Raw genomic sequence first — 11,745 nt, 5'->3', positions numbered from 1 at the left:
TCGGTTTAGCGGCCGCTGGCAGCTGCGGCGAGGTGAGGCATGCACGCCTGCCAAATCTCCGCGCCCCGCCGATGAGCCGGGGCGCGCAGACAGAGCCCGATCAGCCGCGCAGATCCTTGCGCAGGATCTTGCCGACGTTGGATTTCGGAAGTTCGGTCCGGAACTCCACGTACTTCGGGCGCTTGTAGTTGGTGAGCGCGCCGGCGCAGTGTGCCTTGACGTCCGCTTCCGTCAGCGCCTCGTCACGGCGCACAACGAAGAGCTTCACGGCCTCGCCCGAATGTTCGTCCGGCACGCCAATGGCGGCAGCCTCGAGAATGCCGGGGTGGGTGACCGCCACTTCCTCGATCTCGTTCGGATAGACGTTGAAGCCGGAAACGAGGATCATGTCCTTCTTGCGGTCCACGATCTTCGTGTAGCCGTCCGGCGTCATGTAGCCGAGGTCGCCGGAGCGGAAGAAGCCGTCCGGACCGATGGCGCGCGCCGTCTCGTCAGGCCGCTGCCAGTAGCCGGCCATGACCTGCGGGCCGCGAATGCAGATCTCGCCGACCTCGCCCGGCGGCAGGCTGCGGTCGTCCTCGTCGCGAATGTCGATTTCCGTCGAGGGGAGCGGCAGCCCGATCGTGCCGGTGAAGGAATCGGAATCAAAGCGATTGGCGGTGGCAACCGGCGATGTCTCCGACAGGCCATAGCCTTCCGCGATCGGGCAACCCGTCATCTCCTTCCAGCGCTCGGCCACCGGCCTCTGCACGGCCATACCGCCGCCGAGCGACAGGATGAGCCCGGAGAAATCCAGCCGGGCAAAATCGGCATTGTTCATTAGTGCGTTGAACAGCGTGTTGAGGCCGGGGAAGATGTGGAAATGCAGCTTCTGCAGTTCCTTCACGAAGCCCGGAATGTCGCGCGGATTGGGGATGAGAACATTATGCCCGCCGGTCGACAGACCCATGAGCGCATTCACCGTCAATGCGAAGATATGGTAGAGCGGCAGCGCGCAGATGAAGGTCAGGTGCTCCGGGCGCGGCTTGCGGATAAAGGCCGATTGCAACCAGAGTTCGATCTGGGCGAGGTTCGACAGAAGGTTGGAATGGGTGAGCGTCGCACCCTTGGAAACGCCGGTCGTGCCGCCAGTATATTGCAGGAAAGCGACATCGCTCGCGGTCACCACAGGCCGGCTGTAGGTGGCCGAACGGCCGCGCGACAGCACGCTGCGGAAGGGCACGTGACCCGGAAGATTCCAGGCCGGGACCAGCTTCTTGACCTTTCGCACCACAAGATTGACCAGAACGCCCTTCAGGCCGAGCAGGTCGCCCATGCTGGTGACCACGACATGCTGCAGGCCGGTGCGCCCGCGCACCTGCTCCACCGTGTGGGCGAAGTTCTCGAGCACGAAGATGGCCTTCGCACCGGAATCGTTCAACTGGTGTTCGAGTTCGCGCGGCGTGTAGAGCGGGTTGACATTGACCACCGTGCAGCCGGCGCGCAGGATGCCGAAAACCGTCACCGGGTTCTGCAGGATGTTGGGCATCATGACCGCCACGCGGTCGCCCTTCTTCAGGCCGCTGGCCTGCAGCCAGGTGGCGACGGCGAGGCTCTGCCGGGAAAGCTCCGCATAGGTGATCGTCTTGCCCATGCACGTGAAGGCGGGGCGCTCGGCAAAGCGGCCGGCCGATTGCTCGAAGAGGTCCCCGATGGAATGATAGGCAAGCGGCGCGATGGTCGCCGGCACGCCCGGCGGATAGGAGGCAGACCACGGCTTGGGCGCGGTGACAGAAGCGGTGTCGATCAGAGTGTCCGGCATGTCTCTTCCTCCCATTGTTTCCAGGCGGTATTCCCCGCCTTCCCATCTGGCCGGTCGTCGCGGCAAGCGCCGTGGGCCACGATGGCTTTGTTCGTCTGGACATGCTCCCTCATGTCCACCCGGAAAGTAAAGGCACGACATGCCCCGCTCCGTTCGCAAGAGCGTTATATAACTTGGACGTAAACGTCAATATCCGGGAGCCGCAAGCAGCTTTCGGCGGTTCTTCAAAAATCCGCGAGGGTGCCAAAGCATTGACATGCTGTGCGGGTACGTTGGTCTCTCGACGCGTGGCAGGAGCATCCGGCAGCCGGTGTGCAACGCTGCAAGAGCGCGCCGGGCACGAGCCGATCCGGCTTTGGCGCAGGACGGACGGCGGCCATTGTCGCCGCACGCGGCGGGCGCTATGAGGATAGGAGATGCTGACGCAGCAAAGGCAGCGCAGCCCAAGAGGAGAAGCGTGTGAGCAGGCGTGACAACGAACCCCGGATCGTCGAGCCGCGATTGCTGGGGCAGCAGAGCGCTGCATCGCGCTCCGCGCTGGTATTGCCCATTTCCGCCGCGCGCTGGGCGCTGCTCCTCATCATTCTCGCCGGCGTCTATTTCTTCCACGGTTTCCTTGTTCCTGTTCTCGCCGCGCTCGTCATCGGCTTTGCTTCGTGGCCGCTTTATCGCCGCCTGCTGGCGCTGGTCGGCGGCAGCAGGCCGATCGCGGCAACCATCGCCATCCTGCTCGTCGTCTCCTTCATCGTGGTGCCGATTTCGATAGCTGCGGCTTACGCTGTCGATGAGGTGCGGACCTGGGCCACCTGGGCCATCCGGGCGAATGCAGAAGGGGCGGATGTGCCGGCCTGGGTTCTGGCATTGCCGGGTGTCGGCGCCTGGCTCGGCGAGCAGTGGGTCCGCCATGTCGGCCATCCCGGCGCTTTCGGCGAGCTTGTCCAGCTCGTCAGCGGCTCCAACATCGGCAACATCTATCGCGGCGTGCTGGCGGTCGGCGTCTCGGCCTTCCAGTCTTTCCTGACGCTCCTCTTCATGCTGATCTCGCTGTTCTTCGTCTATCTGGACGGCGAGCGGTTCGCGGGTCAGGTGGATGTGCTTGGTGAGCGCATCTTCCCCATGCGCTGGGAGCGCCTGTCGCGCGTCGTGCCCTTGACCATTTCCTCCACCGTCACAGGCATGGGCATCATCGCCATCGGCGAAGGCATCGTGCTCGGCATTGCCTATTGGCTGGCCGGCGTCCCGTCTCCCGTCACGCTCGGTATCATCACCGGCATCATGGCGCTGATCCCCGGAGGAGCGCCGCTGTCCTTTACGCTGGTGTCGATCTATCTCGTGGCCAGCGGCTCGGCGATCGAAGGCCTCGCCTTGTTCGTCTGGGGCTCCACCGAACTCTTCATCGTCGACAAGACGCTGCGTCCGCGCCTTGTTGGCGGGCCAATCAAGCTGCCCTTCCTGCCGACGTTCTTCGGCCTGGTGGGCGGCGTGAAAACCATGGGTTTCCTCGGCCTCTTCGTCGGCCCGGTGCTGATGGCCTTGCTCGTTGCCATCTGGCGTGAATGGATCCGCGAGACAGCGGCCCAGCCCGTGGTGACAGAGCACGAGGCGATCATCCACCACGATCCGGCCCCCACCGCTCCGGCCAAGCCGAAGAGCAAGGCGCGCGCCTCCTGAAGGCCGCCTCCTGAGGGCATTGATCAGCCGGGAAAGCGCTCCGCCAGTGCCCTGGCCGTATCCTGGTCGGTGATGAGAATGGTGGCGATCCGCGCCCGGATCATCGCTTCAAGCGCCGGGATTTTCGCCGGTCCGCCGGCCACGCAGATCCGGTCCGGCACCGACAGAAAATCCTCGAGCGGCATGACGAGATGGCGATCGTCGAAGCCTGTGCGGATGATCCTTCCGGCCTCATCGAACACGTAGCCGGAAGCAAAGCCCACGCCGCCCGCGTCAAGATACTCGCGCAGGACCGTGTCGGTCATCACGCCGCTGTCTTCCAGGAGTGTCGGGCCTGTCAGGGGTGTCGCGCCGAAGAGCGTCTTGGTGCATTGCCGCAACAGCGCGAAATGCTGTTCCACGATCGGTTCCTGCATGAGCAGCGCCTTCATCCGGGCATTGGAGACAACGCCCGGCGCATGCAGGTTAACGCAGCGCGCATTCAGGCGTGCCGCGATGTTGGATGTGCACAGTTCGGGTGAAAAGTCGTAGGTCGCAATCGAACTGCCCGTGACCTGCGCGACCGTAGCGCCCGGCATATGGGCGGGGGCCAGCGCCTGGGAGAGCGCCATCACGGTGCGGCCCCACGCCACCCCGATCACATCGTCGTCGGCAAGCTTCTGTTCGAGAATGCGAGCGGCGAGGCGCCCGAGCCTTTCATGAACCGGAGCACCCGTGCCGCTCGCCGGCAGGACGAAGCACTCGTCGAGACCGCAGCGCTCCTTGAGGGCCATGGACAGATCGGCACGTTCGAGCCGCGTCGGATCGATGGTTATGGTGACGATGCCGTCTTCGCGCGCCTTCTGCAGCAGGTTGAAAACCGAAGCGCGGGAAATGCCGAGCCGTGCGGCGATTTCGTCCTGCTTCAATCGTTCCTCGTAATAAAGCCAGGCGGTCCACAGCGGCAGATCGGCCCCGAACTGCATGGGCGGCATGCGCCGGCGTGGCTGTCTGTCGTCCTTCTTTCCGTCGCCCATGGCGCTTACGAAATCCTCCCTGCAAGGTCCTGATGTTGCAGTTTTCACCCGGTGAGTCCAGATCGCGGTCCGGGCGGCGAGGCGATGATGACGTATGCCATGACACTCTGGAAAACGTCATTGACAAGCTTGCGGCCTGCGGGAACACTGTTCGCCATTGTCTGGGAGGACAGCCGGTTCATCTTGCCTTTTGCTGCCGGGGTGCAGGCTTACGCCTGTTCCCACGGTGCCGTGCGCATTCGCACCGGGCCAGTTTCCGGCAACGACGACGCTGCCGACGCCACGAGGAGGTGGCCGACGGCCGCAGGGGCTGTCGGGTGCCCGAAACCCGTGGGAGGAGACAGCATGTATCTCGGCATCGACCTCGGCACCTCGGGGGTCAAGTCCATCCTGATCGATGCGGCACAGGGTCTTGTGGCGGAACAATCCTCCCGCCCGCTGGAGGTTTCGCGTCCGCATCGCGGCTGGTCGGAACAGCATCCCGATCTCTGGTGGGACGCCGTCTGCGAAAGCCTCGACGGTCTGGCGCGCACGCATCCGGCCCAAATGTCGGCGGTGAAGGGCATCGGCCTGTCGGGCCAGATGTATGGCGCCACAATGCTGGACAGGGCGGATAGGCCGCTGCGCCCCGCCATCCTCTGGAACGATACGCGCACGGGGCGCGAATGCGAGGATCTGGAGCGCCGCGCGCCGGATCTGCGCCGCATCGCCGGTCGGCGCGCCACACCCGGTGTCACTGCGCCGAAGCTCGCCTGGGTGCGCGATCACGAACCTTCCCTCTTCGCCGACATCGCCACCGTTCTGTTGCCGAAGGATTACGTTCGGCTGCGCCTCTCCGGTGACAAGGCGTCCGATCTCGCCGATTCCAGCGGCACCATGTGGGTGGATGTCGCCCGCCGCGACTGGTCGGATACGCTGCTCTCGGCGACCGACATGCGCCGCGAACAAATGCCGACCCTCTACGAAGGCACAGCCCCCACGGGCCGGCTGCGCGCCGAACTGGCCGCCCGCTGGGGCATTGCGGGCCGCCCCGTGATCGCGGCCGGCGGCGGCGACAATGCCTGTGGCGCCTGCGGCACGGGCGTCATCCACGACGGCGAGGGCACCATCTCGCTCGGAACCTCCGGCGTGCTTTTCGTCGCCATGAACGAAGCGCGACCCAGCCTCGAACACGCTATCGAAACGCTCTGTCATTCCGTGCCCGGCACGTGGCACCAGATGTCCGTCATCCTCTCGGCGACGTCCTGCGTCAACTGGCTCTCCCGCCTCGTGCGCAAGCCGGCCGCCGATCTGGTCGCCGAACTCGGAACGGAGCTGGGGGCCCCGAGCCCTGTCCTCTTCGTCCCCTTCCTCGACGGCTGCTGGTCGCCACGCGCCGACGCCGAGATCCGCGGCGCGCTGATCGGCCTGCAGCATGCCTCCGACGATCAGGTGCTGGCCCGCGCTGTTCTGCAGGGCGTGGCCTTCGCCATGAAGGAATGCGCCGATGCTTTCCGCTCCACCGGCACACGCTTCGACAGCCTGCTCGCCATCGGCGGCGGCTCGCGCTCCGATCTCTGGCTCTCCATGCTGGCCACGGCACTGAATGTGGAGTTGAAGGTGCCCGAAGCAAGCGAGCTCGGTGCGGCCTTCGGCGCTGCCCGCCTCGGCATGATCGCCGAAACCGGTGCTGCACCCGATTCGGTGCTCACCGCACCGCGCATCAAGCGCGTCATCCGCCCCGTCGCGAACCTCGTTCCTGCCTATGGCGAGGCCTATGATACCTGGATGTCCGTGATGCCGGAGGTGCGCCGCACCTCGATCGCACTGGCGGGATAGACGATTTCCACCTTCGGCCCGGCCGCTGCGGCGTCCGAATGTGCCGCAAAAAAGCAGCCGACCTCCGGTGGGAGTGTCGGCTGCAAAGGACCGGGGTCTCTTGATGGGAGAGACGCATCCCCGGCCAGGGATGGTGCTGTCGCGGGGCGCCGGCCTCGCAAGATGAAATCGGTGTCAGGCGGCGGCGGCCTTCAGGGGCGAAAGCGGCACGCGGTGGCGTGTGGCGAGACGATCTGCGGTCTGCGCCACCTCCTGCGCCTGCCGCTCCGGTGACCAGCCGAGATGGTGGCCGGCGATTTGCGCCAGCCGCTCCAGTCCGGCAAGCGTGACCGCACCTTCAAAGGGCATCAGCGTGCGCCTGAGCACGATGTCGGAAAGCCGCGTGACACGCTCGTTGGCGAGAATCCAGCCGATCTCGCCCACATGATAAAGGCCGCGATCATCCACCGTCTCGCGTCCGCCCGGCGCGGCGATCGCCTGCGCGACGAGGCCGGCCTGCGTGCCGTAGCGGTTGACGAGCCTGGCGGCGATCGCCGTATCAAGCCCGTTGGCGCGGGCGACCTCGTCGATCTGCCGGTTGCGCGCCGCCGCCTCGCGGGCATGCCCCGCACCGCCGCCGATCGCGGCATCGAGCGTCGAGCGCGTCCGTGTCAGGTTCAGCCGCTTCAGCACCTCGTCGGCGATCTGTTCGGCGCAGGCGCGATAGGTCGTCCACTTGCCGCCGACCAGCGTCAGCACCGGGAAGCGCCGCTTGTCATCCGGCTCGAAGACCTTCAACGAATGGTCGCGGCTGATCGCGCCCGTCGCACCTTCTCCGCTATAGGGCAGGGGACGGATGCCGGCATAGGCAAAGACGATCTCCTCGCGCTTTGCCCTGGAATTCGGCAGCACCTGGTCCAGCACGTCGAAGAGGTAGTCGATCTCCTCGTCCGAGCAGGCGACCGTATCCGGGTTTTGCGCGCGGATGTCGGTGGTCCCGAGCAGGATCAGGTCGTCATCGAGCGCATAGACAAGGCAGGCCCGGAAGTCCCGGGTCTCGAAATAGAGCATGCCGTCACCCAGCTGGCGGGCGATGTCCGGCCGGCGCATGACGAGATGCGAGCCGCGCGTGCCGCCGATCAGCCGTTTGTCGATGCCGAGCTTTCCGTCAGCCTCGTCCGCCCAGGCGCCCGTGCAGTTGACGACGAGCTTCGCGCGGACAGTGACCTCCTCGCCGCTGATCTCGTCGCGCAGCGTGACCGTGTCGCCGGCATGTCCGGCCAACGCCATGTAGGGCACGGCGACGGATTGCGGGCAGTCGCGCTCGGCGTCGCCGACGAGTTCCAGCGCCAGCCGCTCCGGATGCGTCAGCCGCGCATCGTAATATTCGGCAATGGCCGTCACCCGCGGCGAAAGCCCCGGCATGCGTCGCGCCAGCTCGGCCCGCGAGACCAGCCGGTGATCCGGCATCATCCGGTTCTTCCGCCCGAAGCGGTCGAAGAAGACGAGGCCAAGCTTGACGACGAGGATGCCCTTTGCGCCCGGCGTCTTCTTCAGTTTCAGGAAACGCAGCCCGGCCGACAGAATGCCGCCGAACCAGTTGAAGGCCGGCACCCAGACGGGCAGCGGCTTGACCAGATGCGGCGCGTTGCGGATCAGGTGGTTGCGCTCGACGACCGATTCGCGCACCAGCTCGAACTCGCCTGTTTCGAGATAGCGCAGTCCTCCGTGGATGAGACGCGAAGGTGCTGCCGTCGTGCCGGACGCGAAATCGGCCTTGTCGACCAGGACGGCGGGAACACCTTGAAGGGCGAGGTCGCGGTAAAGCCCGATACCATTGATGCCGCCGCCGGCAATGATGATGGCGGGCTCGTTCGCCCCTGCCCTGACTGCCGCGATCGCCTCGTCTCTCGTGCGCATGCCTGTCTCCCCCAGTCCACCTGTTTTCCGGTTCGTGCTATAATGGTAGATTATTACCTTTGGAAGCGGAAAAGCGCGAACGATTTTTGATGATTGTGAAAATCACCATAAAATTCATTGGCTTATTTTTGTAAAAAACTTTCTTACAATCCCGATTGACAATTCGGTTCCGTCCAATAGCCTAGCTTCCAGAATGAAAAGCCGAGCGGGGTTGAAGTCCCCGTGCGCTGGTTGAGGAGCCGGCGGAACGGTTGAGGAGGACAATCATGCGCGAACGCCTCGTCGGAGTCGACGCCGGCGGCACGATGACCAAGGTCGTGCTGTTCGATCTCGAAGGCAATGAGCTGGCTTGCGAACGCCGGCCGAATGTCATGCTGTTGCCGCAGGATGGCTGGACGGAGCGCGATGCCGACGGCATGTGGCGCGCCACCTGCGAGAGCGTCCGGGCCCTGCTTGAGAAGACCGGGACCGATCCGGCCGACATCATCGCCGTCACGCCGTCCGGCTATGGCGGCGGCATCTATCTGGTCGATCGCGATGGCGTGCCGGTCCGCAACGCGCTGGTCTCCACCGATACGCGCAGCATTCCGCTCATCGATGCCTGGCGCCGCTCCGGCGTGGCCGCCGAAGTGCAGAGCCATATCCAGCAGCAGATCTGGCCGGGCCAGTCGCTGGCGATCATGGCCTGGTTCCAGAAGAACCAGCCGGAGGTCGCGGCCCGCACGGCCCATGTCCTGTCCTGCAAGGATTTCCTGCGCCTGCGCCTGACGGGCGACATCTCCACCGATCCGACCGATGCCGGTTGCGCCGGCATTCTCAATGTCAACAGGGGCGACGTGGCGCACGAGGCGTTCAAGGCCGCCGGCATCGAGAACTGGCTGGACAAGCTCGCTCCGATCGGCGGCTCCACCGAGATCGCCGGCCATATCAGCGCGAAGGCTGCCGCCGAGACCGGGCTGAAGGCTGGCACGCCTGTCGTGCGCGGTGTCTACGATGTCGTGGGCTGCGCCCTGTCGTCCGGCGTGGCGACCCGCGATCAGCTGGCCGCGGTGGCCGGCACCTTCTCCATCCATTCGACGCTGCATGCGCGCCCGGCGCTCGATCCGCTGCCGCACATCCAGGTGCCCTATCCCTTCGGTGGCCACATCATGGCCACGACGGCCACGCCGACCTCGGCCAGCAATCTCGAATGGCTGTGCAAGACCATGTTGTCGGCGGAGGCGCAGCGCGCCCTGCTGGAAGGCCGCAGCGTCTATGACATCTGCAACGATCTCGTGGCGGCGGTCTTGCCGCGGCAGAACAACATTCTCTTCTTTCCCTTCCTGTTCGACGGCCCGCGCGGCACGCCGGGCGGTTTCCTCGGCCTGAAGGCCGGCGCGCAGCTCGCCGATATCGTTCGCGCCGTCTATGAAGGCGTCGTCTTCGCCCATCGCTACGACATGGATTACCTGCTGACCGGCCCGGATGCGGCCAAGCCGGGCCTCATTCGCCTTGCCGGCGGCCCCTCGCGCAGCGTCGTCTGGGCGCAGATGTTTGCCGACGGCCTCGGCCTGCCGGTGGAGATCGCCAATGGCAGCGAGTTCGGCGCCAAGGGCGGCGCCATGTGTGCGGCGGTGGCCACGGGCCGCTACGCCGACATGGGCGAGGCCATGGCGCGCATGGTGAAGATCGAGCAGCGCCTCGAACCCCACGCCGACCGCGCCGCCATCCTGGAGCGCAAGTACCGCGCCTACCTGCGCGCCATCGATGCCGTCGCCGACGTATGGTCTGCAAGCCAGGACGACCCGCAGCCGATGGCCGCGGCAAGCTGAGCCGCAGGACCGGGACGGTAGGGGAGAGACGTCATGCTTGAGTTACGTGGTGTTCGGAAGGTTGTTGGTGGGGATGTTCATGTTCACGGGACGGATTTGATTCTGTCGCGTGGGAGCTTGAATGTTTTGCTGGGTCCGACGCTGAGCGGGAAGACGTCGTTGATGCGTCTGATGGCGGGGCTGGATCGGCCGACGTCGGGGAGCGTGTGGTTCGACGGGGTGGATGTGACGGGTGTCGCGGTGCAGAAGCGGTCGGTCGCGATGGTGTACCAGCAGTTCATCAACTACCCCTCGCTGACGGTCTACGAGAACATCGCCTCGCCGCTGAGGATCGCGGGCGTGGATGCGGCGACGCTTGACCGGGAGGTGAGGAAGGCGGCGGAGCTTTTGCGGCTGACGCCCTACCTCGATCGCACGCCGCTCAATCTTTCGGGCGGCCAGCAGCAGCGCACGGCCCTGGCGCGGGCGATCGTGAAGAAGGCGAAGCTGGTGCTGCTGGACGAGCCCTTGGCGAACCTCGACTACAAGCTGCGCGAGGAATTGCGGGCGGAACTGCCGAAGATCTTCTCCGAATCCGGGGCGATCTTCGTCTATGCGACAACGGAACCGTCGGAGGCGCTTCTTTTGGGCGGCAACACGGCGACGCTGTCGGAGGGACGGGTGACGCAGTTCGGGCCGACGGTGGATGTCTATCGCCGCCCGGCCGATCTCGTCAGCGCCATGACCTTCTCGGACCCGCCGCTGAATGCGATCGCGGTGGAGAAGCGGGGCGGCCAGTTCGTCTCGGGCGGGGCGGCGGTGTTGCCGGTGCCGGGACATCTCGCCCATATCGCGGACGGATCCTATACGCTGGGCTTCCAGCCGCACCACGTGTCGCTCGCCGCCCCGGAAGGCCGGGCGTCCGCGCCGATCACGGGCCGCACGCTGGTCTCGGAGATCTCGGGCTCGGAAAGCTTCGTGCATGTGTCCTTTGCCGGCACGAGCCTGGTGCTCCTGGCACACGGCATCCACGACATCGAGCCGGACCGGGAGATCACGCTCTTCGTGCATCTCGACCACCTCATGGCCTTTGCGCCGGACGGGCGGGCGGTCGTTGGGCCAGCGGCGAAGGCCGCGTGAACAGGGAATACCGGCGAAAGCCGCGTGACAAGAGAACGACCGCGCAGGCGGCATGAGGGAATGTCCCGGCCACGGTTTTGGTGGCGGGATAGGGGAACGGGACGGGTGATGGCGCGCAAAGACGCCGGCCCGGACGAGACGTCGAAGCGCATGCGGCAGGTCTTCGGGGCCGGCTGTTTGCAGGAGGAGCGGGACGGGCGAGCCTTTGGAGGGGCCCGTCATGCTCTCGCAAGGAGGAACGATGGCGCGCATCACGCTGGATCATATCCGCCATGCCTACGGGATCCGTCCCTCGGCACCGAAGGATTATGCGTTGAGGGAAGTGCATCACGAATGGGAGGATGGCGGGGCCTATGCGCTGCTCGGCCCTTCGGGCTGCGGCAAGACCACGCTGCTCAACATCATCTCCGGGCTCGTGACGCCCTCGGAGGGTCGCATCCTGTTCGATGGGCGCGACGTGACGCGGGCGTCGACGGAAGCGCGCAATATCGCGCAGGTCTTCCAGTTCCCGGTCGTCTACGACACGATGACGGTCTACGACAATCTGGCCTTCCCGCTGCGCAACCGCGGCGTGGGGGAGGCGGAGGTGAAGCGCCGCGTCGAGGCGATC

The 11,745-nt window shown here is 65.7% G+C and carries 8 protein-coding genes; 5 read left to right on the top strand and 3 right to left on the bottom strand.

Features of this window, described 5'->3' with window-relative positions; genetic code table 11:
• Nucleotides 1–100: 100 nt before the first annotated feature.
• On the bottom strand, nt 101–1,801 hold the full coding sequence (locus tag ACED18_RS08750) for a long-chain fatty acid--CoA ligase (protein ID WP_377291171.1): 1,701 nt from the start codon (nt 1,799–1,801) through the stop codon (nt 101–103).
• Nucleotides 1,802–2,260: 459 nt separating this feature from the next.
• Between ACED18_RS08750 and ACED18_RS08745 the strand changes: the two genes are divergently transcribed.
• A complete protein-coding gene (locus ACED18_RS08745; RefSeq protein WP_377291169.1) occupies nt 2,261–3,472 on the top strand; it encodes an AI-2E family transporter in 1,212 nt (403 codons plus the stop codon).
• Between the two features lie 23 nt (nt 3,473–3,495).
• On the opposite strand, the gene ACED18_RS08740 is transcribed toward ACED18_RS08745, so the two are convergent.
• Nucleotides 3,496–4,488, bottom strand: coding sequence for a sugar-binding transcriptional regulator (locus ACED18_RS08740; RefSeq protein WP_377291167.1), 993 nt, complete (start codon nt 4,486–4,488; stop codon nt 3,496–3,498).
• 345 nt (nt 4,489–4,833) lie between these two features.
• Between ACED18_RS08740 and xylB the strand changes: the two genes are divergently transcribed.
• Nucleotides 4,834–6,306: a xylulokinase gene (gene xylB / locus ACED18_RS08735; RefSeq protein ID WP_377291165.1), complete on the top strand. Its 1,473-nt coding sequence runs from the start codon at nt 4,834–4,836 to the stop codon at nt 6,304–6,306.
• 174 nt (nt 6,307–6,480) lie between these two features.
• Here the strand turns inward: xylB and ACED18_RS08730 are convergent, their stop codons facing one another.
• Nucleotides 6,481–8,205, bottom strand: a complete 1,725-nt coding sequence (locus tag ACED18_RS08730; RefSeq protein ID WP_377291163.1) for a glycerol-3-phosphate dehydrogenase/oxidase — start codon at nt 8,203–8,205, stop codon at nt 6,481–6,483.
• Nucleotides 8,206–8,471: 266 nt separating this feature from the next.
• On the opposite strand from ACED18_RS08730, the gene ACED18_RS08725 reads away from it, so the two are divergent.
• From ACED18_RS08725 to ACED18_RS08715, 3 genes are all read left to right on the top strand, one after another.
• The gene (locus tag ACED18_RS08725; RefSeq protein ID WP_377291161.1) at nt 8,472–10,016 is read left to right on the top strand and encodes an FGGY-family carbohydrate kinase; all 1,545 of its coding nucleotides are present in this window, start codon (nt 8,472–8,474) and stop codon (nt 10,014–10,016) included.
• Nucleotides 10,017–10,049: 33 nt separating this feature from the next.
• On the top strand, nt 10,050–11,135 hold the full coding sequence (locus tag ACED18_RS08720) for an ABC transporter ATP-binding protein (protein WP_377291159.1): 1,086 nt from the start codon (nt 10,050–10,052) through the stop codon (nt 11,133–11,135).
• Between the two features lie 241 nt (nt 11,136–11,376).
• Nucleotides 11,377–11,745: ATP-binding cassette domain-containing protein (locus ACED18_RS08715; protein WP_377291157.1), on the top strand; the 369-nt coding region annotated here is incomplete at its 3' end.

It is taken from the genome of Rhizobium sp. SG2393 (assembly GCF_042610495.1).
Classification (GTDB): Bacteria; Pseudomonadota; Alphaproteobacteria; order Rhizobiales; family Rhizobiaceae; genus RU20A.
The sequence above is the reverse complement of the archived record's forward strand: the minus strand, read 5'-3'. Positions and strand labels throughout refer to the sequence as shown.